Raw genomic sequence first — 25,102 nt, 5'->3', positions numbered from 1 at the left:
TCAGCGGGGCAGGCGCGCGTGCCAGGCGACGGCCTGCTGGTCCGTGAGCATCGCGATCTGGTCCACGACGACGCGCAGGTGGGCGGCGTCGTCCGGCGCCGCGGCCCAGTCCTCGGCCCGCACGGGGTCCAGGCTCTCCGGGGCGCCGCGCAGCAGGGCCTCCCCCAGCTCGTGCAGGAGCTCCCGCTGCCGGGCCTGCATCGCGAGCCGCTCCGGGTCGCTCATCACGTACCGCAGCGCGACGGACTTCAGCACGGCCACCTCCGCGGCCGCCCGCGGCGGGACGACGAGGTCCCCGGAGTGCCGGATCAGCGGGGCCTCGCCGTGGACGTCCAGGGTCGCATCCGTGGCGATCCGCACGAACCGGCCGACGAGCTCGCTGGTCAGCCGCTTGAGGGCGACGTGCCCCTCGGTCCGCGCGGTGCCGACGTCGAACCCCCGCACCGCCTCGACGGCCGGCAGCGTCGACAGGTCCGCGGCGACCTCCTCGCACGCCGCCCGGTCGGCACCGAAGTGCCTGCTCGCGAGCTCGGCCAGCGCGCGGCGCTCGGCGGCCGAGCCCAGGGCCGCGAGGTCGATGCGGCCCGAGAGGATCCCGTCCTCGACGTCGTGCACCGAGTAGGCCACGTCGTCCGACCAGTCCATGACCTGCGCCTCGATACAGCGGTGGCCCTCCCGCGCGCCGTCCCGGATCCAGCCGAAGACGTCCGCGTCGTCGGCGTAGGCGCCGAACTTCCGCTCGCCGCCCCGCCGCGGCCACGGGTACTTGCAGGACGCGTCGAGGGTGGCGCGGGTGAGGTTGAGCCCGCCCGCGGTCTCGCCGTGGCCGATCTTCGGCTCGAGCCTGGTCAGGATCCGCAGGGTCTGGGCGTTGCCCTCGAACCCGCCGCAGGCCGCGCCGAACTCGTCGAGGGCCCGTTCCCCGTTGTGCCCGAAGGGCGGATGGCCGATGTCGTGGGCGAGCCCCGCGGTGTCCACGACGTCCGGGTCGCAGCCCAGTTCCTCGGCGATCCCGCGGCCGATCTGCGCGACCTCCAGCGAGTGCGTCAGCCGGGTGCGCGGGATGCCGCTGATCTCGGCGCCCTCCCCCGGCCCGACGACCTGGGTCTTCCCCGCGAGCCGGCGCAGCGCGGCGGAGTGCAGGACTCGGGCGCGGTCCCGGGAGAACGGGCTGCGGCGCTCGCGGCGGACGCGTTCGCCCAGGCCCGAGCCCTTCGGCGGTTCGGGGAGGAGGCGGGCGCGGGCGCGCTCGTCGTAGGAGTCCGCAGCGGGGTGCGAACCGCCCCGTTCGACGGAGAGCGTCATCCGAGCCCGGTGTTCTCGGTCTCCGCCGACGCGTGGGTGAGCCGGTAGTAGAGCAGCGCCCCGGTCTCCCGGAAGATGTAGCGCGCCTGCGTCTCCCGGGTCTGCACGACCGGCCCGCTGCGCGTCGGCGACGTCCAGGCGTCCAGCCCCGCGTCCCGGGCCATGGTGCGGGCGCGCAGCGAGTGCCACGGGTCGCTGACGACGAGCACGCTGCTCCAGCCCTCCTGCCCGGCCCGGGTGGCGACGGACTTGAGGCTGCCGAGGGTGTCCGTGCCCTCGTCGACCATGTCGATCGCCGCGGCCGGGACGCCCCGCGCGGTCAGGTAGCGGCGGCCCGCCTCGGCCTCGGTGTAGAGGTCCCCCGCCTGCTTGCCCCCGACCGTGACGATCCGCGGGGCGAGGCCGTCCTGGTAGAGCGCGAGGGCGTGCCGCAGCCGGGCGGCGAGGACCGGGCTGGGCTCGCCGTCGTACTGCGCGGCGCCGAGCACGACCACGGCGTCGACGGGCCGGTCCCCGTCCACCCGCGCGACCTGCCAGACGCGGAACGCGGTACCGCCCACGATGATCACCGCCATCAGCACCGTGCCGACCAGCAGCCGCCGGATCCAGCACGGCGCGGCGCCGGTGACGGCGCGCGCCGGTGCCGACTCGGGGCCCATCGGCACGGTCTCGCCCTCGGACCAGGGCAGGCGTTCGGTGACGGGATCGGCGTCCGCACTCTCGTAGCGGCGCCGCGGCCTCCCTCGTGCGGCCGGTCGACGAAGGGGCGTGTTCACCCCCCGATCCGTCCCTGTGAGGCGCCCAGCGTGGTGGCGGCGCGGCCCGCCCGGGCCGCGATCACCTCGGCGACGATCGACACCGCCGTCTCGGCCGGGGTGCGCGCGCCGAGGTCCAGCCCGACCGGGCCGTGGATCGTGGCCAGCTGCTCCTCGGACACCCCGGCGGCCAGCAGCCGCTCCCGGCGGGCGGCCTGGGTGCGGCGCGAGCCGAGCGCGCCGAGGAACCCGTGGCCGTGCTCCAGCCCGGCGAGCAGCATCGCGTCGAAGCGGGGCGAGTGGTCAAGCAGGACGACGACGTCCGCGTCCGTGAACGCCGCGACGGCGTCCCGCGCCTCGTCGAGCTCGGTGACGGTGCGGCCGGCCCAGCCGAGCAGCGCGGCCTGGGCGAGCAGCGCCTCGCCGATCGCGCCCGCGCCGACGACCAGCACCGACGGCACCGGCACCCACAGGTCGAGCAGCAGCTCGGTGTCCCCGGCGGTGACGCGTTCGGTGACGGTGCCGCCTCGGCGGAGGAGCCAGCGGGCGGCGTCCGCGCCTTCCTCGTCCAGCTCGGCGGTGCCGAGCGAGCCGTGCACGACGTCCAGCGCGGGGCCGGTGAGGACGAGGGCCGCGGCGCCGTCGAGCGTCGAGAGCAGCGCGGCCGGGCTCGCGTGTTCGAGGGCCTTCCCCAACGCCTCGGCGAGCGGGCCCGGGAGCGGGTGGCCGAGCAGGGTGGCGCCACCCGCGCAGGCGAGCCCGGCCTCGACGGCGCCGGCCTCGGCGACGTGCGCCTCGCGAACCTCCGGACGCTCGGCGGCGGCACTCGCGAGCGGGACGGCGGTGTCGTCCAGCACGCGCCGGTAGAGGACGCCGGAGGTCTCGCCGGAAGAGGTGCCCGCCACGATCTGGCCGGACTCGACCGTGCCGAAACCGTGCCGGCCCAGCACCCGGACCACGCCGATCGAGCCGGCCCCACCCGCGCTCCAGCGGCGCAGGGCGGACCCCAGCTCGCGGAGGGTCTCGGAGGTGGACGGCACGGAGGTCGCGGTCACGAGGATCAGCGTAGCCACCACCCCCGACAGTCCGCGCCGACCTGGCGCCCCGGCGGGTCGCGCGCCGCCCCGGACGTGAAGGACGTCCGGGTGAACCGGCGGGCGCCCGGGGAACCCGCACGGCATGATCGCCGTTTAACCGGACGTACCACCCACTACAGACTCCCCGGAGCCATGGACCCCTCCTGCAGTACCGGCACCGTCCCCCATGGACGGACCTCCCCCACCGCTGACCGTCGCGCGGTGACGTCATGATCGTCCTCAACATCCTCCTCGGCGTGCTCGTCGTCGTCGCGATCACCGCGCTGACCGGGTACTTCGTCGCCCAGGAGTTCGGCTACATGGCCGTCGACCGTTCGCGGTTGAAGGCGAGCGCCGCTGCCGGTGACGCCGGCGCGAAGCGCACCCTGGCCATCACGAAGCGCACCTCGTTCATGCTGTCCGGCGCGCAGCTCGGCATCACCGTCACCGGCCTGCTGGTCGGCTACGTCGCCGAGCCGCTGATCGGCGACGGCATCGGCGAGCTGCTCGGCGGCGTCGGCGTCCCGACCGCTGTCGGCGTCACGATCGGCGTGATCTTCGCGCTGCTGCTCTCCACCGTCGTGCAGATGGTGTTCGGCGAGCTCTTCCCGAAGAACCTCGCGATCGCGCGGCCCGAACCGGTCGCCCGGCGGCTCGCGTTCTCCACGAACCTCTACCTCGGGCTCTTCGGCTGGCTGATCACGCTGTTCGACGCCGCGTCGAACCTGCTGCTCAAGGCCCTGCGGATCGAGCCCGTGCACGACGTCGAGCACGCCGCCACCCCGCGGGACCTCGAGGCGATCATCGACGACTCCCGGGACAGCGGGGATCTCCGCCCGGGCCTGTCGACGCTGCTGGACCGCGTCCTGGACTTCCAGGACCGTCCGGCGCGGGCCGCGATGATCCCCCGCCCGCGCGTGACGTCGGTCCGGCCGGACATCACGATCGTCGAGCTGTCCGACGCGATGGCAGCCGGCCACTCGCGCTACCCCGTCGTCGACGGGGAGGACCCCGTCGGCGTCATCTGCCTGCGGGACCTGCTCGCGATCGACGGCCGGGACGCCGCGACGCTGCGGGTCTCCGAGATCATGCGCCCGGCCGTCATCGTGCCCGCGTCGCTGCCGCTGCCCGCGGTGCTCGACGCGCTGCGCGAGGCGGACGACGAGTTCGCCTGCGTCCTCGACGAGTACGGCGGCCTCGCCGGCGTCATCACCACCGAGGACATCGCGGAGGAGCTGGTCGGCGAGATCACCGACGAGCACGACGTGGGCGTCGACGACGACCCGCACGCCCTGGGCGACGGCTGGACCGTCCCCGGCGCGCTGCATGTCGACGAGGTCGGCCGGCTGCTCGACGCGGACCTGCCCGAAGGCGACTACCAGACCGTCGGCGGCCTGGTCATCGCCGAGCTGCAGCGCCTCCCCGAACCCGGGGACGTCATCACCGTGACCCTGCCCCGCGAGGCGGGCGCGGAGGACGACGAGGACGAGCACCGGCTCGAGATCGAGGTGTGCGAGGTGGAACGGCGGGTGCCGGAGACGGTGCGGCTGCGCCTGGTCACCGTGCCCGCGCCGCGTCGCGAGGCGGAGGAGAGGGCATGAGCGCCGGAGTGATCGTCACGTCGATCGCCCTGGTGGCGCTGTCGGCGTTCTTCGTCGCCGTCGAGTTCGCGCTCGTGGCGGCCCGCCGCTACCGGCTGGAGGAGCTCGCCGACACCAGCGCGTCGGCCCGTGCCGCGCTGCGCAGCGCGAAGGACCTGTCCCTGCTGCTCGCCGGGTCCCAGCTCGGCATCACCCTCTGCACGCTGGGCCTCGGCGCGGTCGCCAAGCCCGCCGTCGACGCCGCGTTGCAGCCGGTGTTCGAGGGCTGGGGGCTGCCGTCGGGCACGGCGGGCGTCGTGTCGTTCGTGCTCTCCCTGATCGTCGTGACGTTCGTGCACCTCGTCGTCGGGGAGATGGCGCCGAAGTCCTGGGCGATCTCGCACCCCGAGCGCTCGGCCACGCTGCTGGCCCTGCCGATGCGCGGCTTCATGATCGTGACCCGGCCGCTCCTGCTGGGGCTCAACGGGATGGCGAACTGGTGCCTGCGCCGGGTCGGCGTCGAACCCGTCGACGAGATGGCGTCCGGCCGCACCCCTGCGGACCTGCGCGAGCTCGTCGACCACTCGGCGCGGGCCGGGGCGCTGGACGACGACCGCCGGAACCAGCTCGTCACCGTGCTGGAACTGGAGGACGCCCCGCTGCGGCAGTTCGTGCACCGCGCGCTGACCGGCGTCTCCGCGGACGACGACGTGGCCCGCATCCGCGAGACCTCGCGGGAGAGCGGGCACCTGCGGCTGATCGTGTGGGACGCCGGCGAGCCCGTCGGGTTCGTCCACGTGCGGGACGCGCTCGGCCGGGAGGGCACGGCCCGGGATCTGGTGCGTCCGGTGCTGCGGCTCAGCGCCGACAAGCCCGTCTACCAGGCGCTCGCGACGATGCGGGAGACCCGCAGCCACCTCGCGCTCGTCGAGGACGGGTCCGAGCTGCTCGGCCTGGTCACCCTGCACGACCTGGTGGACCGGCTGCTGCCGGCCTGACACCACCCGCCCGGGACGTCGGCCTCACGGCCCGCCCTCTCACCGCACTCGAGACGGCCGCAGCCCTCCGGGACGGCTCCGCGTTCCCGGACCGGGCGTTGCAGCGCCACGTCCGCTTCCCTGAGCAGCGCCCCCGGCACGGGTGGCCACGGCATCGGACAGACCCTCGCACGGGCGGCATGATCAGCCCGTGGGACCGATTTCAGCCGGTGACGGCCGAATCGGTCCCACGGAGCGATCAGGCGCCGAGCAGGCGGGTGGCGAGGTACGTCTCGACCTGGTCCAGGCCGATCCGCTCCTGGGCCATGGTGTCCCGCTCGCGGATCGTCACCGCGTTGTCGGTCAGGGTGTCGAAGTCCACCGTGATGCAGAACGGGGTGCCGATCTCGTCCTGCCGGCGGTAGCGGCGGCCGATGGCGCCGGCGTCGTCGAAGTCCACGTTCCAGTTCTTGCGGAGCTGCGCCGCGAGGTCGCGCGCCTTGGGCGAGAGGTCCGCGTTGCGCGAGAGCGGGAGCACCGCGGCCTTGACCGGCGCGAGGCGGCGGTCCAGCTTCAGCACGACCCGCTTGTCGATGCCGCCCTTGGCATTCGGCGCCTCGTCCTCGGTGTAGGCCTCGATGAGGAAGGCCATCATCGAGCGGCCGACACCCGCCGCGGGCTCGATCACGTACGGGCGGTAGCGGGTGCCGCTGGCCTGGTCGTAGAACGAGAGGTCGACGCCCGAGTGGTTCGAGTGCGTCGTCAGGTCGAAGTCCGTGCGGTTGGCGATGCCCTCGAGCTCGCCCCACTCCTGGCCGGTGAACTCGAACCTGTACTCGATGTCCACGGTGCGCTTGGAGTAGTGCGAGAGCTTCTCCTTGGGGTGCTCGAAGTGCCGCAGGTTCTCCGGCGAGATCCCCAGGTCCGTGTACCAGCGCGTGCGCTCGTCGATCCAGTACTGGTGGATCTCCTCGTCGGTGCCCGGCTCGACGAAGTACTCCATCTCCATCTGCTCGAACTCGCGGGTGCGGAAGATGAAGTTGCCCGGCGTGATCTCGTTGCGGAAGCTCTTGCCCATCTGGCCGATGCCGAACGGGGGCTTCTTGCGCGAGGTCGTCTGCACGTTGAGGAAGTTGACGAAGATGCCCTGCGCCGTCTCCGGCCGCAGGTAGGCCAGGCCCTCGTCGCTCTTCACCGGGCCGAGGTGGGTCTCCAGCATCATGTTGAAGTCCTGCGGCGCCGTGTACTGGCCGCGCGTGCCGCAGTTCGGGCACGGGACGTCGGAGAGGTCGTCCTCGGTGGCCGGCTTGCCGGTGCGCTCGGTGTACTCCTCGGCGAGCTGGTCGGCACGGAACCGCTTATGGCAGGAGAGGCACTCGACCAGGGGGTCGTTGAACACGCCGACGTGGCCCGAGGCGACCCACACCTGGCGGGGCAGGATCACCGAGCTGTCGAGCCCGACGACGTCGTCGCGGCCGGTGACCATCGACTTCCACCACTGCCGCTTGATGTTCTCCTTGAGCTCCACGCCCAGGGGCCCGTAGTCCCACGCCGAGCGGGTGCCGCCGTAGATCTCCCCCGAGGCGAAGACGAAGCCGCGGCGCTTGGCGAGCGCGACGATGGTCTCGATCTTGGCGGAACTGGGCTTGCTGGCCACGGAGGTACTCCTGGGAGGGATCAGACGGAACTCACCCCCGCCGGATGCGAGGGGCTTCCCAGACTATCCGCCGCCGAGGTGTGCCCGCCGCGGGGCACCGTCACCGAGAGTGCCGGTCCGGTCCCTCCGCGAGCAGGCTCTCCCGCTCGACGACGACGCCGTCGACGCCCGTCAGCAGGGTCTCGTACGCGGACGGCTCGTCCGCCAGAGCCTCGGAGAGCAGCGGGATGACGTGCTCGCGCACAGGGAAGGGCGACAGCGCCCGGCGGTAGGCGTCGACGGAGTCGAACCGGACCGTGAGCACCCACCGTTCCGGGTCGTCGACGGCGCGTCCCGCCTCGCCGCCCCGGCAGCCCGGCGCGGCGCCCAGCAGCTCGAGGGCGCGGCGGGCCCGGGCGGCGAACGCCGGAGCCTCCGGGGCGGGCACGGCGAAGCGACAGACGAGCAGCACACCGGAACCTTAGTGAAAACGACTACCATGCGAGATGCGGCCCGGCGAGGTCTGTCGAACCACCGCGGGTGCGGCCGCCGCCCACGGGACTGGATGGTCATGCCGATCACCGAGCCGATCGCGGAGCCCGTCTCCGGAGACGAGCACGACGGGCACCCCTGCCCGGACGTGCGCCCCGCCCCCGCTCCGGTCGTCCGCACCCCGGCCACTCTCGCGGCGGCGGGAGACCTGCTGCGCGCGCTCGCCGCCCCGGTCCGGATCGCGATCGTGCTGCAGCTGCTGGAGTCCTCGCGCTGCGTGCACGACCTGGTCGACGCGCTGCAGGTCACCCAGCCGCTGATCAGCCAGCACCTGCGGGTGCTGAAGTCCGCGGGGGTCGTCGAGGGCACCCGGCAGGGCCGCGAGGTCGTCTACTCCCTGGTCGACGACCACCTCGCGCACATCGTCGTCGACGCCCTGGCGCACGTCGAGGAGGACGAGTGAGCACCACGCAGCCGGCGGCGGTCGCCGGGAGCCGTGTGCAGCGCGCGACGAAGCAACGCGCCGCGGTGTCCGCGCTGCTGGACCGGCTCGACGACTTCCGCTCCGCCCAGGAGATCCACGAGGAGCTGCGGCGCACCGGTGAGGGCATCGGCCTGACGACGGTCTACCGGACGCTGCAGGTCCTGGCGGACGGCGGCGAGGTCGACGTCCTGCGCACCGGCTCCGGCGAGGCCGTCTACCGGCGCTGCGAGACCGACGACCACCACCACCACCTGGTCTGCCGGCGCTGTGGCGCGGCGGTCGAGATCGAGGGCCCGGCCGTCGAGAGCTGGGCGCAGCGGATCGCCGAGGAGCACGGGTTCACCGAGCTCAGCCACACCGTGGAGATCTTCGGGCTGTGCCGGCCCTGCGGCGACACCCGGTGACCGGCGTCTCATAACGAGATCTCCGCACGTCTCCCGGGCGGTTAGCGTCCTCCCCGACGTGCGCGACGGTGCGTACGGCGCCGAGCGTGGGGAGGCCGTCATCGTGAGCGACGACGGAGGCAGCATCGGGACCGAGGCCGCGCCCAGCACGGTGCGCGCGCTCGACAGCCCGGAGTCCGGCGAGCTGGCGCAGCTCGCCGCGGTGTTCGAGGACCTGCAGTACGTGCTGCGCTGCTGCGAGCACCTCGTGTCCGCACTGGCCGCGCCGGAGCCGGACCAGGTACTCGTCGAGGCGTTGTGGACCGGGGCGCTCGTCGGCTACGTCCGCTGCTTCTCGGGCCGCACGAAGGTCCTGACCGAGGACGACGTCAAGTCCCTGGACCTCGACGCGGAGATGGCAGGCCTGCACCCGCTGTTCCCGAAGCTGCGGGACCACTACGCGTCCCGGCACGTCAACCCCCGCGAGGCGTTCACGATCGGGATCGCGCAGGCCAACGACGGGCACCCGACGGGCGTCGCGATCGTGTCCGCGCCCCGCCCGCCGGTCGACGACCCGACGGTCCGGGTGCTCGGCCGGATCGCCTACGGCCTCTCCGGGCTCGTCGACTCGAAGATGACCGCCGCTCAGGAGCGGGTGCTCGCGGCCGCCCGGGAGATGACGGCCGCGGACCTGGCCGGTCTCCCCCTGGTGCGCCTGGACGACTGACCGACCTCCGCTGCCTGAGTGGCTCGAGCGCCACTGATCGACGCTTGAGCCACTCAAGCAGCGGCTCGTGCCCGCAGACACCCCGCCCGTCACGGACACCGCGACCGCCACGACGAGCGTCCGCGGCCCCGATCCGCCGGACGAGCGCGGCGCTGAGCCGGCTCGCGAGCGCGATCCCCACCGCGTTGACGGCGAACACGATCCCGTACGCCTGCGCCCCGAGTGCGTACGGCGCACCCTGCAGCACGTAGCTGCCCATGGCGATGTAGACGAACATCCCGCAGCACACCAGCGCCAGGATCAACGTCGGGACCAGGAACGTCCGGTCCCGCAGCACCCCCGCCAGCGCCCGGCTGGTGTCGGCGAACCCTCCGGCGCGAGGACGGGCGGGCGGCAGCGTCTCCCGCTGCGTGAGCGCGGCGAGGAGGAGCACGGCCCCGATCAGCGCCAGCGCCACGAACAGCCCGCGCCAGTCCGTGATCCGCAGCAGCTGGCTCCCGAGCACCGGCGCGATCACCGGCGCCATCCCGCCGACCACCATGAGCAGCGCGAACGCCCGCGCCGCGGCGTCCCCGGAGTAGAGGTCCCGCACCATGGCCCGGGAGACGACGAGCCCGACCGCGCCGGCGAGCCCGCCGATCAGCCGCAGCACGAGCAGCGCCTCGATCGTCGGGGCGAACGCGCACAGCAGGGATGTCACGGCGTACAGGGCGACGCCGACGAGCAGCGGCCGTCGCCGTCCGATCCGGTCGCTGAAGGGCCCGACCAGCAGCTGCCCGACGGCGAGCCCGATCATGCAGACGGACATGGACGCCTGGCCGAGCGCCTCGGTGGTGCCCAGATCGGCCGTGAGCCGGGGCAGCGCGGGCAGGTAGAGATCGAGCGAGAGCGGCCCGAAGGTCGAGAGGCCGCCGAGGGCCAGGACGCGGCCGAGCGGGATCTTCGGCCGTGCGGTCTCCGAGGTCATCGGCGGGTCACGCCGGCTCACCCACCAGCTCCGCCCGCATGCTCGACGCGCTGCTCACCACCAGCATCAGCAGCGTCCCCATCGGCCCCTCGGTCAGGCCGGCGGCCGGGAACGCGTACCGCATCGTGACGTCCCAGCCCGCCTCGCCCCGCACCACGCGCGGGGTGCCGAACAGCCCCTCGCCGACGCCCAGGGCGACCCGGGTGGGGACGTCCTGCGCCGGATCCTCGGCGACGGGCAGGTCCCAGGCGACGACGCAGGTCAGGTTGAGGACCGGCAGGCCCTCCTCCAGCTCCGTGCCCTGGACCACGCACAGCACGCCGCCGTGGGCGAAGGTGAGCGAGCCGTCGTCGTCTGCCTGGACGTCGTGGAAGCGCTCCAGGGCGGCCCGGGCGACGTCGATCATGGGGGCGGTCATCGGGTGCTCGTCTCGGGCGTGTCGAGGGCGCCGCCGAACCGGCGGTCGCGGCGGGCGTAGATCTCGATCGCCTGCCAGATGTGGCGGCGGTCGAAGTCCGGGAAGAGCGTGTCCAGGAAGACCATCTCGGCGTAGGCGGACTGCCAGAGCAGGAAGTTCGACGTCCGCTGTTCGCCCGACGAGCGGACGAACAGGTCCACGTCGGGCATGTCCGGCTCGTCGAGGTAGCGCGCGATCATCCGCTCGTCGATCTTCTCCGGCTTGATCCGGCCGTCCCTGACCTGCTCGGCGATCTGCTTGACGGCATCCGCGATCTCCGCGCGGCCGCCGTAGTTGACGCACATCGTGAGGGTGAGGACGTCGTTGTCCCGGGTCTTCTCCTCGGCGACCTCCAGCTCCCGGATCACCGATCGCCAGAGGCGGGGCCGGCGCCCGGCCCAGCGGACCCGCACCCCCATGGCGTGCATCTCGTCGACGCGGCGGCGGATGACGTCCCGGTTGAAGCCCATCAGGAAGCGCACCTCGTCCGGGCTGCGCTTCCAGTTCTCGGTGGAGAAGGCGTAGGCGGACAGCCACTTCACGCCGATGTCGATGCATCCGCGGGCTACGTCCATCAGCGAGGCCTCGCCGCGCCGGTGGCCCTCGATCCGGGGCAGCCCGCGGGCGTTGGCCCAGCGGCCGTTGCCGTCCATGACGAGCGCGACGTGGTTCGGCACCAGCTCCGGCGGGATGGCCGGGGGCCGGGCACCCGAGGGGTGGGGCGGCGGTGGCTGGAAGGGCCCTGCGGTCGGCACAACAGGAGACCCTACGACCGTGCCGGATCCGGCCGCCTTCCGGCGCCGGTGCAGCTAAAATGCATGCATGCCCGCCATCACGATCCGCAACGTGCCCGAGCAGGTCCGCGCCGAGCTCGCCGCCCGGGCTGCGCGGGCCGGGCGGTCGCTCCAGGAATTCCTGCTGAGTGAGCTCACCGAGCTCGCCGCGCACACCGATCCGGAGGACTGGCTCGCCAGGGTCCGGGAGGACGCCCGAGCCGCCGGGGGGCGCCTGTCCGCCGCCGACATCGTCGAGGCACTCGACGCCGACCGCCGGTGAGCTCCACGGCCCCGGAGCCCACGATCGTCGACTCCTCGGTGATCGTCGCCCTGCTGCTCGACGCCGGGCCGCTCGGGGACTGGGCGGGCGAGACCGTCCGGGGGCGTGCGCTGCACGCGCCGCAGTTGCTGCCGTTCGAGGTCGGCAACGTCCTGCGCCGCCAGGAGCTCGCCGGCACGGTCGGCGCGACCGGCGCGAGGAAGGCCCACCACGCTCTGGGCCTGCTGCGGATCGAGCTGTGGCCGCCCGGGCCGATCGCCGGCCGCACCTGGGATCTGCGCGGCGCCGTCGGCTACTACGACGCGTCCTACGTCGCGCTCGCGGAACTTCTCGACGCCCCGCTGGTCACCCTCGATGCCCGGCTCGTCCGCGCGCCCGGCCCGCGGTGCACGTTCGTGGTCGCGCCCGCCGGGACGTGACGCCGACTATCCGGGAGGTCGGGGGACGGCGGGTTCCCGCCGCTCCGGGGCCCTGCGCTCCACCAACGGCAACGACCGCAGCTGGCGCTCCATGTGCCATTGCAGGTGCGCCGCGACCAGGCCGGACGTGTCCCGGCGGGTGAACGGCTCGGCGGCGTCCGCGACGTCCCAGTCCCCGTGCAACAGGGCGTCGAGCAGCGCGAACGTCTCCGGCGACGGCGTCACCGAGCCCGGCGGGCGGCACCGCTCGCACACCGCTCCCCCGCCCTGCACGCTGAACGCCCGGTGCGGGCCCGGCTCCGCGCACCGCGCGCACTCCGAGATCGACGGCGCCCAGCCTGCGTGGCTCATCGCGCGCAGCAGGAACGCGTCGAGGATCAACGAGGCGTCCCGCTCGCCGCCGGACAGCGCCCGGATCGCCCCGACGAGCAGCAGGTAGACCCGCAGCGACGGTTCGCCGCCCTCCTCGGAGACGATTCGGTCCGCGGTCTCCAGGATCGCGCAGCCGGCGGTGTAGCGGGAGTAGTCCGCGACGACGCCGGAACCGAACGCGTCGACGGTCTGGCACTGGGTGACCACGTCCAGGCTGCGGCCGGCGTAGCACTGGACGTCGACGTGGTTGAACGGTTCGAGCCGCGCGCCCCAGCGGGAGCGGGTGCGGCGCACGCCCTTCGCGACCGCGCGGATCTTGCCGTAGCGCTTGGTGAGCAGCGTGACGATCCGGTCCGCCTCGCCGAGCTTCTGCACGCGCAGCACCACGGCGGTGTCGCGGTACAGGGTGCTCACGCCGACGAGCCTACGACTCCTTCGGGAACGGCGCCGTTAGCCTGGCGGCATGAACGATCCGGAACTGGCCCGCACGCTCGCCTCGCACGCGGCGAGCGGCGTGCTCTCGACGCTGTCGAAGGACCCGGCCGGGTTCCCGTTCGGCTCGGTGGCCGCACTCGCCGTCGACGCGACGGGTTCGATCCTGCTCCGGCTCTCCGACCTCGCCGAGCACAGCCGCAACCTCGCGGCGGATCCGCGGGCGTCCGTGCTGGTCACGGAGGCCGGGGAGGGCGATCCGCTCGCGCTCGCCCGGGTCACGCTCCTCGGGACGGTCCGGGTCCTCGACGGCGCCGAGCGCGACGCCGCCCACGAGGTCTACCGCGCCGTCCACCCGAACGGCGTCTACGCGGACTTCCACGACTTCCGGACCTACCGCCTCGACGTCCGGGCGGTCCGCTACGTCGGCGGATTCGCCCGGATGAGCTGGGTCTCCGCCGCGGACTACGCCGCCGCCGAGCCGGACCCGCTCTTCCCGTACCGCGCCCGGATCGTCGGGCACATGAACGACGACCACGCGGACTCGCTCGTCGCCTTCTGCCGGACCCTGGCGGACCTGCCCGGGACGACACGGGCGCGGATGCTCGACGTCGACCGGCAGGGGTTCGGCATCTCCTCCGACGCCTCGGACGAGCCCGTCCGGATCGGGTTCGACGAGGAGTGCCGCACACCCGACGCCGTCCGGGCCGCGATGGTCGCCCTGGTCCGCCGCCTGCCCTGACCCTGTGCGCGTGAAACCTCGTTCTAGCGAGGTTTCACGCGCCCAACCCGGGTTGACCTGCGAAAACTCAGAAGCCCAGCTTGCGGAGCTGCTTCGGGTCCCGCTGCCAGTTCTCCGCGATCTTCACGTGCAGCTCCAGGAACACCTTCGTCCCGAGCAGCGCCTCGATCTGTCGGCGCGCGTCCGTCCCGACCTGCTTGAGCCGGGCGCCGCCCTTGCCGATGACGATGCCCTTCTGGCTCGAGCGCTCGACGTAGATCAGCGCGTGGATGTCCAGCATCGGCGCGGCCTTGGGGTGCCGGTCCTCGCGCGGGATCATCTCCTCGATCACCACGGCGATCGAGTGCGGCAGCTCGTCCCGGACGCCCTCGAGCGCAGCCTCCCGGATGAGCTCGGCGACGAGGGTCTCCTCCGGCTCGTCGGTGAGCTCGCCGTCCGGGTAGAGCGGCGGCCCCTCCGGCAGCTTCGAGACCAGCAGGTGCCGCAGCTCGTCGACCTGGAAGCCGTCGACCGCGGAGACCGGGATGACGTCCGCGAAGTCCATCAGGTTCGTCAGCTCGGTGAGCCGGGTGACGATCTGCTCCTGGCTCGCCTTGTCGGTCTTGGTGACGACACCGATCACCGGCGTGCGCCCGGCGACGGACTTCAGCTCGTTGACGATGAACTCGTCCCCGCGCCCGACGGGCTGGTCCGCCGGCACGCAGAAGCCGATCACGTCCACCTCGGCCCAGGTCTCGCGGACGACGTCGTTCAGCCGGGAGCCGAGCAGCGTCCGCGGCTTGTGCAGACCCGGCGTGTCGACGACGACGAGCTGCGCGTCCGGCCGGTGCACGATCCCGCGGATCGCGTGCCGCGTCGTCTGCGGCCGCGACGAGGTGATCGCGATCTTCTGCCCGATCAGCGCGTTGGTCAGCGTCGACTTGCCGGCGTTGGGCCGCCCGACGAAGCAGGCGAAGCCGGACCGGAAGTCGTCCGGCCAGGAGAAGCTGGTCATGAGTGCACCTCCGGTGCTTGTGCGCGGAAATCGACGCCCTGGCAACAGTTTTCGCGCACAGGCCCGTCAGCGCGGATCACAGCGCACCCAGCGTCTCGCCCGTGAGCCGGTGCAGGATCTCCCGGCCGATCGGCAGGGCGGCGGTGGCGGCGGGCGACGGCGCATTGAGCACGTGCAGAACCGAGCCGCGGCCCGTCCCCTGGTCCACGAACAGGAAGTCGTCGACGAGCGTGCCGTCCGCCTTCACCGCCTGGGCCCGGACCCCGGCGCCCGCGGGCACGAGGTGCTCGGCCCGGACGTCCGGCAGCATCCGCTGGATCTGCTTGACCATGGCCTTCTTCGACAGCGAGCGGTGCACCTCGCCCAGCCCGTAGCGCCAGTGCTGCTTCACGATCCTGAGCATGCCCGGGTAGACGAGGGACCCGAGCAGCTCCTTGGGCTTGATCGTCCCCCAGGAGTAGCCCTCCCGGGCCAGCGCGAGGACGGCGTTCGGGCCGGCGTGCACGTGCCCGTCGATGCCGCGGGTGACGTGCACCCCGAGGAACGGGAACGCGGGGTCCGGGACCGGGTAGATCAGGCCCTTGACCAGCTGGGCCGCCTCCTCGGTGAAGCCCGAGTACTCGCCGCGGAACGGGATGATCCGGACGCCCGGGTCCGCGCCCGAGGCCTTGGCCAGCTCGTCGCAGCGCAGCCCGCCGCAGACGACCACCTGGGTGCCGAGGAGGTCCCCGCCGTCCGTGCGGACCACGACGTCGTCCGGCCGGCGGACGATGCGGGTCACCGCGCGGCCGAGGTGGACCTCACCGCCCTCCTTGACGATCAGCTCGCCCAGCTTCTCGGCCACCGCGCGGTAGTCGCAGATACCGGTCGACGGCACCCACAACGCCGCGATGCCGCGGACGCCCGGCTCGTGGTCGCGCATGCCCTCGGCGTCGAGGCGGCGGGTCTCCACGCCGTTGGCCCGGCCGCGGCGCTCCAGCTCCGCCATGCGCGGGAGCTCGTCGTCGTGGGTGGCGACGACGAGCTTGCCGCAGACGTCGTGCGGCAGGTCGTGCTCGCGGCAGAACGCGACGGTCTCCGCGCAGCCCGCGACGGCGAGGCGCGCCTTCAGCCCGCCCGGCGCGTAGTAGAGCCCGGAGTGGATCACGTTGGAGTTGTTGCCGGTCTGGTGGTTCGCCAGCTGCGGCTCGCGCTCGACGACGGCGACGCTGCGCCCGGTGCGGACGACCGCGTGCGCGGTGGCCAGGCCGACGATGCCACCACCGACCACGACGACGTCGTACTTGGGGGTGGTGCTCATGCGGAGGCTCCTTCGAGCGTCGTGAGGACGGTGCCCGCCGGGTCGGCGACGATCACGAGGGCGGACGGGGAGAGGTCCCGGACGGCGGCGACGGACGCGTCGTCCGCGGCTCCGGACCCGGTGACGACGGCGGCGGCCTCCAGGCCCGGGGCACCACTGGACACCGCGGCGGCGACGGCCGCCTGCAGCGCCGTGAGCCGCAAGGACGGCAGGTCGACGGACGCGGCGGCGTACGTGCGGCCGTCCGTGTCCCGCACCGCGGCGCCCTCGGCGGCCCCGGTGCGTGCCCGCGACGACCGCGCGAGCGTCACGATCTTGGCGTCCTCGGGGTCGAGTGTGGCGCCCTCACTGCCGGACATCTGATTCCTCCCGCTGCAGGGCCTCGGTGGTCCGGGCCCCTCCGTCCTCGTCGTCGGTCCGGTCGTTCTCGGACCGGTCCTCGTCCTCGTCCTCGTCGTTCTCGTCCGGCGGATCCAGGGGCGTGACCAGCACCGTCGTGATGCGGATCCGGCCCCGCGCGTCCTTGCCGCCCTCGCCGCGCAGGTGCAGCAGGCCCTCCACCTCGGTCTCCGCCCCGGGGAGCGGGACCCGGCCGAGCCGCTGGGCCAGCAGCCCACCGACGGTGTCGACGTCCGCGTCCTCGAGCGCCTCGGCGAGTGCCGCCTCCCGGTCGGTGCCGGCGAACTCGTCCTGGAAGAGCTCCTCGAGGTCCTCCACCGGCAGCCGGGCGGCGAGCCGCAGCGTCCGTCCGTCCAGGTGCTCGACGTCCGGCACCTCGTCGCGGTCGTACTCGTCGGTGATCTCGCCGACGATCTCCTCGAGGATGTCCTCGATGGTCACGACGCCGGCGGTGCCGCCGTACTCGTCGACGACGATCGCCATGTGGATGCGCGTGCGCTGCATCTCGCGGAGCAGCTCGTCGATCCGCTTGGAGTCCGGCACGAAGAAGGCGGGCCGCACGACCTCCGGGAGCGGGGCGTCCGGCCGCTCGTAGCTCGCCCGGACGAGGTCCTTGAGGTACGCGACGCCGATGATGTCGTCGATGCCCTCGCCGAGCACCGGGATGCGTGAGTACCCGCTCTTCAGCGCCAGCCGGACGACCTTCTCGACCGGGATGTCCCGTTCGGCCCAGACCAGGTCCGGCCGCGGCACCATGACGTCCCGGACGATCGTGTCCCCCAGCTCGAAGACCGAGTGGATCATCTGGCGCTCGTCCTCGTCGACGACGCCGCGGGTGCTGGCCATGTCCACGAGCTCGCGCAGCTCGACCTCGGACGAGAACGGACCCTCGCGGAACCCGGGGCCGGGGGTGATCGCGTTGCCGACCAGGATCAGCAGCGACGCCAGCGGCGACAGGACCGTCGCGAGCATCCGCACCGGGACCGCGACGACCAGCCCGACGGCGTAGGGATGCTGGCGGCCGACGGTGCGCGGGCCGACGCCGATCAGCACGTAGCTGACCACGACCATGATCACTGCGGCGAGCAGGACGCCCAGGCCGGGCGGCGTGATCCAGCTGGCGAGGGCGACGGCGAGCAGCACGGTGGCCGCGGTCTCGGCCATCAGCCGGAGCAGGAGCAGCAGGTTGACGTGCCGGGGCCGGTCCGCGACGACCTTCGACAGGGCGCGGGCGCCCGCCTTGCCGCTGCGGACCAGTGCGTCGACCCGGGCCCGGGAGACGAAGGTCAGCGCGGCGTCGGCGGCGGCGAACAGCCCGGCCAGCGGAACCAGGACGATGGCGATGACCAGGAAGCCGACGGCGTTCATCGGGCGGGGTCCCGGTCGCCGGTACTCGGGGCGTCGCTCATGGGGTCGCGGGGCGGTCGTCCTCGAGGCCGACCGTGCCGAGCAGCCGGGAGTCGTTGCGGCGCTGCGCCTCCCGGGCGGCGGTGCGCGCGCGGTCCGTCCGCCAGTCCGCGAGGAGCTTGTTCTGCAGCGCGAACATCTCGCGCTCCTCGTCCGGCTCGTGGTGGTCGTAGCCGAGCAGGTGCAGGACGCCGTGCACGGTGAGCAGGTGCAGCTCGTCGTCCAGCGTGTGCCCGGCCAGCTTGGCCTGGTCCTTCGCGAACGCCGGACAGAGCACGACGTCCCCGAGCAGCGCGGGGCCGATGTCCGGCGCGTCCGGGCGGCGCGTGTCCTCCGCGAACTCGTCCATCGGGAACGCCATGACGTCCGTGGGCCCGGGCTCGTCCATCCACCGCTCGTGCAGCTCGGACATCGTCTCCAGGGTCACCGCGGTGATCGCGAGCTCGACGGCCGGGCTGACCTGCATGACGTCGAGCGCGTACCGGGCGACGGAGACGATCAGCGACTCGTCCACGGCGATGCCGGACTCGTTGACGATCTCGATGCTCACTGACCAACCTCGGGGATCACGGCTACCTCTGCTTCGGGTGCCGGGGCCCCCGGCACTCACCGGTGCGAGGGTAGTCGCCGCGGGGCGGGAGGGGTCCCGACCCCCACCCGGCACAGGTTTCCCGGTCCTCGCACAGGTCCGGACCTGTGCGAGGACGCCACTTCCTGTGTCAGGTCGCCGGTCGCTCAGCGGCGCCGCGAACGCCGGTCCTGCGGCGGTCCGGTCCGCGGCGCCGCGCTGCGCAGGTCGGGCCGCTGCGAGGCGGCGTCGAAGCGGGCGTAGGCGTCGACGATGTCCCCCACCAGCCGGTGCCGCACGACGTCGCTGCTGGAGAGCTCCGCGAAGTGCACGTCGTCCACGCCGAAGAGGATGTCCTGCACGACCTGCAGCCCCGACCGCGCGCTGTTCGGCAGGTCGATCTGCGTGACGTCACCGGTCACGACGATCTTCGAGCCGAACCCGAGCCGGGTGAGGAACATCTTCATCTGCTCGGGCGTGGTGTTCTGCGCCTCGTCCAGGATGATGAACGCATCGTTGAGCGTGCGGCCACGCATGTACGCGAGCGGCGCGACCTCGATGGTCCCCGCGGCGATGAGCTTGGGAATCGACTCGGGGTCGAGCATGTCGTGCAGCGCGTCGTAGAGCGGGCGCAGGTACGGGTCGATCTTCTCGTAGAGCGTGCCGGGCAGGTAGCCGAGCCGCTCCCCCGCCTCGACGGCCGGCCGGGTCAGGATGATCCGGTTGACCATCTTGGCCTGCAGCGCCTGCACGGCCTTGGCCATGGCGAGGTAGGTCTTGCCGGTACCGGCGGGGCCGATGCCGAAGACGATCGTGTGCGCGTCGATCGCGTCGACGTAGCGCTTCTGGTTGAGGGTCTTCGGGCGGATGGTCTTGCCGCGCCGGGACAGGATGTCCAGGCTCAGCACCTCCGCCGGGGACTCGCCGCGGATCGTGGCGGTGGCGGGGTCGTCCTCGGTGAGCATCTCGACCGTGCGCCGGACGGTGTCCGAACCGACGTGCTGGCCGCGCTCGGCGAGGGTGATCAGCTCGGTGAAGACGCGCTCCGCGAACGCGACGTCCGCCGGGACACCGGTGAGGGTGAGCTCGTTACCGCGTACGTGGACATCCGCCTCGAGCAACTCCTCGGCGGTGCGCAGGCTCTCGTCGTGGGAGCCGAGCAGCGCGAGCAGGGCGGTGTCCGGGACGGCCATGCGGGACTGGACGGAGTCCGGCTGTGTCTCAGGTGTCCGGGTCTCAGGGGTCCGCTGGCTCTCGGGAATCCGCTGGGTCAACTGCTTCGTCGCCTGCTCTCGGTCTCATGACGGGGACGGCATCAATGGTACCGGCCGGTACCGACACTTCGCCGCGCATTCTCCGAGCGGCTCAGCGGATGAGTTTCTGCACGTCCCGGAACTGGGGATGGGTGCTGGCGCCCATCCATTCGAACAGCACCATCTCGGTCGTGACGACCTCGGCGCCGTGTTCGCGGGCCCGCGTCAGCGCCGCGTCCCGGTTCACCGGGACCCGGGACCCGACCGCGTCGGCCACCACGACGACCCGGTGCCCCTCCTCGCGCAGCCCGATCACGGTCTGCAGCACGCAGACGTGCGCCTCCGCCCCGGCGACGACGATCTCCTTCGTCCCGGGTGGCAGCAGCATCGCGAACCCGGGCTCGCCGACCGCCCCGAACGCCGTCTTGGGCAGCACCAGCTGGGGATACGCGGCCAGCTCGGGAACGGTCGGGCCGAGGCCCTCCGGGTACTGCTCGGTGGCGGCGACCGGCACGCCGAGCAGCCCGGCGCCCTCCGCGAGCCGCACCGCGTTCGCGACGACCGCCTCGCCGCCGGAGATCGCCGGCATCAGCCGTTCCTGCAGGTCGACGAGCAGCAGCAGGCAGCCCTTGGCCGATATCAACATCGTTGTCCTCCCGGATCGGCCCCTAGTTTCCCGCGCCCGGGGCGTTCCCGGCACCGAGTCGTCGGTTTCCGTGTCGGACGCCGGGGCTACAGCAGGCGGGCGAGGGCCTCGGTGCAGACGCGCCAGGCGTCGGCGGCCGGGTCGATGACGGCGAAGTGGTCCGCGCCGTCGAGCGTGACCAGTTCCGCGGGGTCCCCCGCGGTCTGCGCGCGCTCGACGTACCGGCGGCTCTGGCGCAGCGGCACATTGCCGTCCGCCGTCCCGTGCACGCAGATCACCGGCACCCCGACGGGCAGCCGCTCGGCCGGCGAACCGAGGGCGTAGCGGCCCGGGATCCGGGCGGGCGGGCCGCCGAGGAGGTCGGTGGCCGCGCCGCCCCCGAGGGCCGCGCCGTCGACCAGGTCGAGCACGCCCGCCTGGCTGACCGCCCCGCGCAGCACGACCCGCGGGGAGGCACCGGGCGCACCGGCGGGCAGGCCCGGGCGGGCGACGAGCCACGCGACGAGGTGCCCGCCCGCGGAGTGCCCGAGCCCGACGACGCGGGCCGGGTCTAGGCGGGGTTCGCGCAGGTCGGCGAGGTGGTCGACGGCCGCGGCGACGTCGTCGAAGGTCGCGGGCCAGCCGCCCTCGTCGGGACCGCCGCCACCGGAGATCCGGCGGTACTCGACGTTCCAGGCCGCGTACCCGGCGTCGGCGAGGTCGATCGCGAGCGGGCGGCCGAGCTCGAGGCCGTAGCTGCTGCGCCAGAAGCCGCCGTGCACCACGACGACCGTGCCGCGCACCGGGCCGTCGCCGGCGGGGAGGGAGAGCTCCGCGAACTGGCTCGGCCGGTCCCCGTACGCGATCCGACGGGGCGCGGGGGCGCCGGCGGCGGGCCGCGGGTCCGAACTGCGGGCGGTCATGAGCGAGGCCGATCGGAGGAGGGGGAGCAGGCCGCGTCGGGAGAGGAGCACACGTGACGTTCGTAGCGCAAGACGCGTGGGATCGTCCGGATGCAGCACGGATGTACCGCGACTCGGTGACGGAAATACCGCGACTCGCGGGGAACGGGGAGGACCACGTCGCGGCGGACTTGGGGGGACAATCACCGCGACGTGGTGGCCACCGGCCGAGGGGGGCTCCTCCGGCGGCCTCGTGGACGCGAACGGCCACGAGCCTCTCCCGCCACATGGCAGGCGCGGCCCGACGATAGTCCCTACCGGCCGCCGAGCGGGGACCTTCCGGACTCGGAATCGATACGGCCGTGCGTGTCGCGCGGGGGCTAGCGGGAGGGCTCGGCGAACGGGTCGGGGCGCGCGGTCCAGCGGTCCGTCAGCGCCCCGATCGCCCCGAGGGCGACGGCCGCGGCGGTGGACGCGCGCAGAACGTCCGGGCCGAGCCGGACGGTCCGGGCACCGGCGGCGACCAGCGTGTCGAGCTCGGCGTCGGAGATCCCGCCCTCCGGCCCGACCACCAGCAGGACGTCCCCGCTCGCAGGCAGGTCGGAGGCGCGCAGGACGTCGTCCGCGCTCTCGTGGAGGACGAGCGTCCGCTCGACCTCGCCCACGCGACGGGCGAGCTCGGCCGTGGAGACGGGCGCGGACACCGTGGGCACCCAGGGGCGCCGGGCCTGCTTCGCCGCCTCCCGCACGGTCGAGCGCCAGCGCGCGAGCGCCTTCTCCCCGCGCGGGCCCTGCTCCCACTTCGCGACACAGCGCGCGGCCCGCCACGGAATCACCCCGTCGACGCCCGCCTCGGTGGCGGTCTCGACCGCGAGCTCGCCGCGGTCGCCCTTCACCAGGGCCTGGGCGAGCAGCACCCGCGGGGCCGGCGGATCGAGGCGGACCGCATCGAGGACGTCGAGCTCCAGGGAGTCCTTACCCGCCTCACCTGCCGCGGCGCGCGCCAGCCCGCCCCGGCCGTCGGCGAGCAGCACGATCTCGCCCGGGCGGATCCGCTTCACCGTGGCCGCGTGCCGGCCTTCCGCACCGGTCAGGGTGTGCGCTCCGACCTTCGGCAGTTCCTCGACCAGGAAAAGGGGCGCCGTGCTCATGCGCCGGCCGTCCGGGCCACGAGCTCCACTCAGCGACCGCCGAAGGAGTCCCGCAGCCGGGAGAACAGCCCGTGCCCGTTGCGCGCCCCGACCGCCAGGTCCGGCTGCTCCTCGCCGCGGAGCTTCGCCAGCTGGCGCAGCAGCTCGGTCTGCTCCTTGTCCAGCTTGGTGGGCACCGTGACGTCGATGTGCACGATGAGGTCCCCGTACCCGTCGATCCTGCCGGTGGAACGCAGCCGGGGCATGCCCTTGCCGCGCAGCGTCCGCATCGCGCCGGCCTGGGTGCCGGGCTCGATGTCGAGGTCCTCGAGCGCGCCGTCGAGCATCGGGAGCGGCAGCGTCGCGCCGAGCGCGGCGGCCGTCATCGGGAGCGGCAGGGTGACGTGGAGGTCCGTGCCGTCGCGCTGGAAGACCTCGTGCGGCACCTCCTCGACCTCGACGTACAGGTCACCGGCCGGGCCACCGCCCGCGCCGACCTCGCCCTGTCCGGCCAGTCGGACGCGCATCCCGTCGGCCACGCCGGCGGGGATCCGCACGCCGACGCTGCGCCGCGAGCGCACCCGGCCGTCCCCGGCGCACTGCCGGCACGGCTCCGGGATGACCTCGCCGAGGCCGCGGCACGTCGGGCACGGGCGTGAGGTGACGACCTGGCCGAGGAACGAGCGCTGCACGCTCTGGATCTCGCCGCGGCCGTCGCAGATGTCGCACGTCTGCGGGGAGGTGCCGGGCGCGCAGCCGGAGCCGGAACACTCCGAGCAGAGCACCGCGGTGTCGACGGTCAGCTCGCGCTGCACGCCGGTCGCGCATTCCTCGAGGGTGAGCTGCATCCGGATCAGCGCGTCCGCACCGGGCTGGACCCGGCTGCGCGGGCCCCGGCCGCGGCCGCCCCCGGCGCCGCCGAAGAAGGCGTCCATGATGTCGCCGAAGCCGAAGGCGCTGAACGGGTCTCCCCCGCCGGCGCCACCGCCGCCGCCGCGCCCGTTGTCCAGCGGGTCGCCGCCGAGGTCGACGATGCGCCGCTTCTCCGGGTCCGTCAGCACCTCGTAGGCGGTGCTGACCTCGCGAAACTTTTCCTGCGCCCCCGGTTCCGGATTCACGTCGGGATGGAGCTCCCGGGCGAGCCTGCGGTACGCCCGCTTGATCTCGTCGGGACCCGCGCCCTGTTCGACGCCCAGGATCCCGTAGTAGTCGCGTGCCACCCTCGAATTCCCCATGATCCTTCAGCTCGACAGCTCGTATCCCGACCGCGCGGAGAAGCTCAGCGCCCCGTCAGGATCTCACCCACGTAACGGGCGACGGCATGCACCGCCGCGATGGTTCCCGGATAGTCCATCCGGGTGGGCCCGACAACGCCCATTCCGCCCAGCACCGTGCCCGGCCCGTAGCCGATCGACACGACCGAGGCGGTGTGCAGGTCCGAGGACTCGTTCTCCTCGCCGATCCGTACCGTCACCAGGCCCGGGTCCTTCGCCGAGGCCAGCAGTTTCAGCACCACGACTTGCTCCTCGAGCGCCTCGAGGATCTGCCGCATCGACCCCGGGAAGTCCGCGGTGTTGCGGGTCAGGTTGGCCGTGCCGCCGAGCACCAGCCGCTCCTCGGGGTGCTCCACCAGCGTCTCGATCAGGACCGTGGACAGCGTCACCACGACGTCCCGCAGCTCGCGCGGCGCGGACTCCGGCAGCTCCGCCACCTCGGCGGACGCGTCCGCGAGCTTCCGCCCGACCAGCGCTCCGTTGAGGAGCGAGCGCAGCCGTCCGACCTCCTCCTCGCCGACGACCTGCCCGAGATCGACCACCCGCTGGTCCACCCGGCCGCTGTCGGTGATCAGCACCAGCATCAGCCGCGCGGGCGTGAGCTGGACGACCTCGAGATGGCGGACGGTGGAGCGGGTGAGCGTCGGGTACTGCACCACGGCGACCTGACGGGTGAGCTGGGCCAGCAGCCGGACGCTGCGGCGCAGCACGTCGTCGAGGTCGACCGCGCCCTCCAGGAACGACTGCACGGCCTTGCGCTCGGGCCCGGACAGCGGCTTGACCGAGGCCAGCCGGTCGACGAAGAGCCGGTAGCCCTTGTCCGTCGGGATGCGGCCGGCGCTGGTGTGGGGCTGGGCGATGAGCCCGTCCTCCTCCAGCGCGGCCATGTCGTTGCGCACGGTGGCGCTGGAGACGCCGAGATTGTGCCGCTCCACGATCGCCCTGGAGCCCACGGGCTCCTGGGTGGACACGTAGTCCGCGACGATCGCCTGGAGGACGGCGAAGCGACGTTCGTCCGAGTTCACCGGGCACCTCCTCGCGAAAATCGGGGACCGCAGACGGTCACCCACGTCATCGGTATGCGCTCCAGTCTATGCGGACGCAACCGCGTACCGCCCGGATCGCGAGGTGTGACCCGCTCGACGTCCGCGCCCGCGACCGGGCAGGATCCGCAGCCGTGCTGCTGCGCCGCGACAGGCTCAAGGAGCTGGGGCTGACGGAGAGCCTGGAGGTCGGCTTCCGGCTCTCCGCCCGCGGCCGGGCCCATCTCAGCCGGTGACGAGGGCGTCGAGCTTGGTCCACGAGCTCTCCCAGCCGAGCGCGGGTAGCTGGCTCACGCGTCGCTCGTCAACAGCCTGACCACACCCGGGTCACACGCAGGGCGCGGCAT

Annotated in this window: 28 protein-coding genes and 1 pseudogene; 9 read left to right on the top strand and 20 right to left on the bottom strand. The window is 73.2% G+C overall.

Annotated elements, in window-relative coordinates:
• The 3 genes from JWP64_RS17625 to JWP64_RS17615 form a co-directional block, all read right to left on the bottom strand.
• A complete protein-coding gene (locus tag JWP64_RS17625) occupies positions 1-1,305 on the bottom strand; it encodes a deoxyguanosinetriphosphate triphosphohydrolase (protein WP_297498290.1) in 1,305 nt (434 codons plus the stop codon).
• Positions 1,302-1,964 carry a YdcF family protein gene (locus tag JWP64_RS17620; RefSeq protein ID WP_366890148.1) on the bottom strand — a complete coding sequence of 221 codons (663 nt, stop codon included), beginning with the start codon at positions 1,962-1,964 and terminating at the stop codon, positions 1,302-1,304. The genes JWP64_RS17625 and JWP64_RS17620 overlap by 4 nt, the downstream gene beginning before the upstream one ends.
• Before the next feature lie 113 nt (positions 1,965-2,077).
• Positions 2,078-3,115 (bottom strand): XdhC/CoxI family protein, encoded by a 1,038-nt coding sequence (locus JWP64_RS17615; RefSeq protein ID WP_297498287.1) that lies wholly within the window; start codon positions 3,113-3,115, stop codon positions 2,078-2,080.
• A gap of 251 nt (positions 3,116-3,366) precedes the next feature.
• On the opposite strand from JWP64_RS17615, the gene JWP64_RS17610 reads away from it, so the two are divergent.
• Both JWP64_RS17610 and JWP64_RS17605 read left to right on the top strand, forming a co-directional pair.
• A complete protein-coding gene (locus tag JWP64_RS17610; protein ID WP_297498279.1) occupies positions 3,367-4,737 on the top strand; it encodes a hemolysin family protein in 1,371 nt (456 codons plus the stop codon).
• Positions 4,734-5,714 (top strand): hemolysin family protein, encoded by a 981-nt coding sequence (locus JWP64_RS17605; RefSeq protein ID WP_297498277.1) that lies wholly within the window; start codon positions 4,734-4,736, stop codon positions 5,712-5,714. The genes JWP64_RS17610 and JWP64_RS17605 overlap by 4 nt, the downstream gene beginning before the upstream one ends.
• 238 nt (positions 5,715-5,952) lie before the next feature.
• Here JWP64_RS17605 and JWP64_RS17600 read toward each other — a convergent pair whose 3' ends face one another.
• Together JWP64_RS17600 and JWP64_RS17595 are read right to left on the bottom strand one after the other, a co-directional pair.
• On the bottom strand, positions 5,953-7,350 hold the full coding sequence (locus JWP64_RS17600; RefSeq protein WP_297498274.1) for a glycine--tRNA ligase: 1,398 nt from the start codon (positions 7,348-7,350) through the stop codon (positions 5,953-5,955).
• Positions 7,351-7,450: 100 nt separating this feature from the next.
• Positions 7,451-7,801 carry an antibiotic biosynthesis monooxygenase gene (locus tag JWP64_RS17595; protein ID WP_297498272.1) on the bottom strand — a complete coding sequence of 117 codons (351 nt, stop codon included), beginning with the start codon at positions 7,799-7,801 and terminating at the stop codon, positions 7,451-7,453.
• Between the two features lie 99 nt (positions 7,802-7,900).
• Here JWP64_RS17595 and JWP64_RS17590 point away from each other — a divergent pair, with 99 nt between their 5' ends.
• Genes JWP64_RS17590 through JWP64_RS17580 form a run of 3 tightly spaced genes read left to right on the top strand, consistent with a single transcriptional unit; the run spans position 7,901 to position 9,415 of the window.
• Positions 7,901-8,284: a metalloregulator ArsR/SmtB family transcription factor gene (locus tag JWP64_RS17590; RefSeq protein ID WP_297498269.1), complete on the top strand. Its 384-nt coding sequence runs from the start codon at positions 7,901-7,903 to the stop codon at positions 8,282-8,284.
• Positions 8,281-8,709, top strand: a complete 429-nt coding sequence (locus JWP64_RS17585) for a transcriptional repressor (RefSeq protein ID WP_297498266.1) — start codon at positions 8,281-8,283, stop codon at positions 8,707-8,709. The genes JWP64_RS17590 and JWP64_RS17585 overlap by 4 nt, the downstream gene beginning before the upstream one ends.
• Positions 8,710-8,767: 58 nt before the next feature.
• Positions 8,768-9,415 carry a hypothetical protein gene (locus JWP64_RS17580; protein ID WP_297498264.1) on the top strand — a complete coding sequence of 216 codons (648 nt, stop codon included), beginning with the start codon at positions 8,768-8,770 and terminating at the stop codon, positions 9,413-9,415.
• Between the two features lie 169 nt (positions 9,416-9,584).
• Here JWP64_RS17580 and JWP64_RS17575 read toward each other — a convergent pair.
• The 3 genes and pseudogenes from JWP64_RS17575 to JWP64_RS17565 form a co-directional block, all read right to left on the bottom strand.
• Positions 9,585-10,382, bottom strand: a pseudogene (locus JWP64_RS17575) (Bcr/CflA family efflux MFS transporter); the annotation flags it as partial.
• Between the two features lie 7 nt (positions 10,383-10,389).
• Positions 10,390-10,800, bottom strand: coding sequence for a hypothetical protein (locus tag JWP64_RS17570; protein ID WP_297498262.1), 411 nt, complete (start codon positions 10,798-10,800; stop codon positions 10,390-10,392).
• On the bottom strand, positions 10,797-11,594 hold the full coding sequence (locus tag JWP64_RS17565; RefSeq protein WP_297498259.1) for an isoprenyl transferase: 798 nt from the start codon (positions 11,592-11,594) through the stop codon (positions 10,797-10,799). The genes JWP64_RS17570 and JWP64_RS17565 overlap by 4 nt, the downstream gene beginning before the upstream one ends.
• A gap of 67 nt (positions 11,595-11,661) precedes the next feature.
• Here JWP64_RS17565 and JWP64_RS17560 point away from each other — a divergent pair, with 67 nt between their 5' ends.
• Positions 11,662-11,895 carry a hypothetical protein gene (locus tag JWP64_RS17560; protein WP_297498256.1) on the top strand — a complete coding sequence of 78 codons (234 nt, stop codon included), beginning with the start codon at positions 11,662-11,664 and terminating at the stop codon, positions 11,893-11,895.
• Positions 11,892-12,314 carry a type II toxin-antitoxin system VapC family toxin gene (locus JWP64_RS17555; protein ID WP_297498253.1) on the top strand — a complete coding sequence of 141 codons (423 nt, stop codon included), beginning with the start codon at positions 11,892-11,894 and terminating at the stop codon, positions 12,312-12,314. Before JWP64_RS17560 ends, JWP64_RS17555 begins: the two co-directional genes overlap by 4 nt.
• 6 nt (positions 12,315-12,320) lie before the next feature.
• Here JWP64_RS17555 and recO read toward each other — a convergent pair whose 3' ends face one another.
• On the bottom strand, positions 12,321-13,100 hold the full coding sequence (gene recO, locus JWP64_RS17550) for a DNA repair protein RecO (protein ID WP_297498251.1): 780 nt from the start codon (positions 13,098-13,100) through the stop codon (positions 12,321-12,323).
• A gap of 49 nt (positions 13,101-13,149) precedes the next feature.
• On the opposite strand from recO, the gene JWP64_RS17545 reads away from it, so the two are divergent.
• Positions 13,150-13,860, top strand: coding sequence for a DUF2470 domain-containing protein (locus JWP64_RS17545; RefSeq protein WP_297498248.1), 711 nt, complete (start codon positions 13,150-13,152; stop codon positions 13,858-13,860).
• 67 nt (positions 13,861-13,927) lie between these two features.
• Here JWP64_RS17545 and era read toward each other — a convergent pair whose 3' ends face one another.
• From era to hrcA, 11 genes are all read right to left on the bottom strand, one after another.
• Positions 13,928-14,854, bottom strand: coding sequence for a GTPase Era (gene era, locus JWP64_RS17540; protein WP_297498245.1), 927 nt, complete (start codon positions 14,852-14,854; stop codon positions 13,928-13,930).
• Between the two features lie 76 nt (positions 14,855-14,930).
• Positions 14,931-16,154 (bottom strand): L-2-hydroxyglutarate oxidase, encoded by a 1,224-nt coding sequence (gene lhgO / locus JWP64_RS17535; protein WP_297498242.1) that lies wholly within the window; start codon positions 16,152-16,154, stop codon positions 14,931-14,933.
• Positions 16,151-16,513 carry a cytidine deaminase gene (locus JWP64_RS17530; protein ID WP_297498239.1) on the bottom strand — a complete coding sequence of 121 codons (363 nt, stop codon included), beginning with the start codon at positions 16,511-16,513 and terminating at the stop codon, positions 16,151-16,153. The genes lhgO and JWP64_RS17530 overlap by 4 nt, the downstream gene beginning before the upstream one ends.
• Complete coding sequence (locus tag JWP64_RS17525; RefSeq protein ID WP_297498237.1) at positions 16,500-17,921, bottom strand: hemolysin family protein; 1,422 nt, start codon at positions 17,919-17,921, stop codon at positions 16,500-16,502. The genes JWP64_RS17530 and JWP64_RS17525 overlap by 14 nt, the downstream gene beginning before the upstream one ends.
• A 37-nt stretch (positions 17,922-17,958) precedes the next feature.
• The gene (gene ybeY, locus JWP64_RS17520) at positions 17,959-18,510 is read right to left on the bottom strand and encodes an rRNA maturation RNase YbeY (RefSeq protein ID WP_297498234.1); all 552 of its coding nucleotides are present in this window, start codon (positions 18,508-18,510) and stop codon (positions 17,959-17,961) included.
• Between the two features lie 185 nt (positions 18,511-18,695).
• Positions 18,696-19,721, bottom strand: a complete 1,026-nt coding sequence (locus JWP64_RS17515; protein ID WP_297498231.1) for a PhoH family protein — start codon at positions 19,719-19,721, stop codon at positions 18,696-18,698.
• A gap of 172 nt (positions 19,722-19,893) precedes the next feature.
• Positions 19,894-20,427 carry an isochorismatase family protein gene (locus tag JWP64_RS17510; protein ID WP_297498228.1) on the bottom strand — a complete coding sequence of 178 codons (534 nt, stop codon included), beginning with the start codon at positions 20,425-20,427 and terminating at the stop codon, positions 19,894-19,896.
• An 86-nt stretch (positions 20,428-20,513) separates the two neighbouring features.
• Positions 20,514-21,329, bottom strand: a complete 816-nt coding sequence (locus JWP64_RS17505) for an alpha/beta hydrolase (protein WP_297498223.1) — start codon at positions 21,327-21,329, stop codon at positions 20,514-20,516.
• A 359-nt stretch (positions 21,330-21,688) separates the two neighbouring features.
• Positions 21,689-22,459 (bottom strand): 16S rRNA (uracil(1498)-N(3))-methyltransferase, encoded by a 771-nt coding sequence (locus tag JWP64_RS17500; protein ID WP_297498220.1) that lies wholly within the window; start codon positions 22,457-22,459, stop codon positions 21,689-21,691.
• A gap of 29 nt (positions 22,460-22,488) precedes the next feature.
• Entirely contained in the window at positions 22,489-23,658 is a 1,170-nt protein-coding gene (gene dnaJ, locus JWP64_RS17495; RefSeq protein WP_297498218.1) for a molecular chaperone DnaJ, read from the bottom strand.
• 59 nt (positions 23,659-23,717) lie between these two features.
• Positions 23,718-24,737: a heat-inducible transcriptional repressor HrcA gene (hrcA, locus tag JWP64_RS17490; RefSeq protein WP_297498215.1), complete on the bottom strand. Its 1,020-nt coding sequence runs from the start codon at positions 24,735-24,737 to the stop codon at positions 23,718-23,720.
• A gap of 68 nt (positions 24,738-24,805) precedes the next feature.
• On the opposite strand from hrcA, the gene JWP64_RS17485 reads away from it, so the two are divergent.
• A complete protein-coding gene (locus JWP64_RS17485; RefSeq protein ID WP_297498211.1) occupies positions 24,806-24,991 on the top strand; it encodes a hypothetical protein in 186 nt (61 codons plus the stop codon).
• Positions 24,992-25,102: the final 111 nt, after the last annotated feature.

Origin of the sequence: Pseudonocardia sp. (assembly GCF_025465255.1) — a bacterium.
In the GTDB taxonomy this organism is placed as follows: domain Bacteria; phylum Actinomycetota; class Actinomycetes; order Mycobacteriales; family Pseudonocardiaceae; genus Pseudonocardia.
Note: the sequence above shows the minus strand (reverse complement) of the source record. Positions and strands in the feature narration are given on the sequence as shown.

Coding starts and splice junctions, on each gene's coding strand:
- JWP64_RS17625 (WP_297498290.1), bottom strand. CDS start 1,305: ATGACGCTCTCCGTCGAACGGGGCGGTTCGCACCCCGCTGCGGACTCC.
- JWP64_RS17620 (WP_366890148.1), bottom strand. CDS start 1,964: ATGGGCCCCGAGTCGGCACCGGCGCGCGCCGTCACCGGCGCCGCGCCG.
- JWP64_RS17610 (WP_297498279.1), top strand. CDS start 3,367: ATGATCGTCCTCAACATCCTCCTCGGCGTGCTCGTCGTCGTCGCGATC.
- JWP64_RS17605 (WP_297498277.1), top strand. CDS start 4,734: ATGAGCGCCGGAGTGATCGTCACGTCGATCGCCCTGGTGGCGCTGTCG.
- JWP64_RS17590 (WP_297498269.1), top strand. CDS start 7,901: ATGCCGATCACCGAGCCGATCGCGGAGCCCGTCTCCGGAGACGAGCAC.
- JWP64_RS17570 (WP_297498262.1), bottom strand. CDS start 10,800: ATGACCGCCCCCATGATCGACGTCGCCCGGGCCGCCCTGGAGCGCTTC.
- JWP64_RS17560 (WP_297498256.1), top strand. CDS start 11,662: ATGCCCGCCATCACGATCCGCAACGTGCCCGAGCAGGTCCGCGCCGAG.
- JWP64_RS17545 (WP_297498248.1), top strand. CDS start 13,150: ATGAACGATCCGGAACTGGCCCGCACGCTCGCCTCGCACGCGGCGAGC.
- era (WP_297498245.1), bottom strand. CDS start 14,854: ATGACCAGCTTCTCCTGGCCGGACGACTTCCGGTCCGGCTTCGCCTGC.
- lhgO (WP_297498242.1), bottom strand. CDS start 16,154: ATGAGCACCACCCCCAAGTACGACGTCGTCGTGGTCGGTGGTGGCATC.
- JWP64_RS17530 (WP_297498239.1), bottom strand. CDS start 16,513: ATGTCCGGCAGTGAGGGCGCCACACTCGACCCCGAGGACGCCAAGATC.
- JWP64_RS17525 (WP_297498237.1), bottom strand. CDS start 17,921: ATGAACGCCGTCGGCTTCCTGGTCATCGCCATCGTCCTGGTTCCGCTG.
- JWP64_RS17515 (WP_297498231.1), bottom strand. CDS start 19,721: ATGGCCGTCCCGGACACCGCCCTGCTCGCGCTGCTCGGCTCCCACGAC.
- JWP64_RS17510 (WP_297498228.1), bottom strand. CDS start 20,427: ATGTTGATATCGGCCAAGGGCTGCCTGCTGCTGCTCGTCGACCTGCAG.
- JWP64_RS17505 (WP_297498223.1), bottom strand. CDS start 21,329: ATGACCGCCCGCAGTTCGGACCCGCGGCCCGCCGCCGGCGCCCCCGCG.
- JWP64_RS17500 (WP_297498220.1), bottom strand. CDS start 22,459: ATGAGCACGGCGCCCCTTTTCCTGGTCGAGGAACTGCCGAAGGTCGGA.
- JWP64_RS17485 (WP_297498211.1), top strand. CDS start 24,806: ATGCGGACGCAACCGCGTACCGCCCGGATCGCGAGGTGTGACCCGCTC.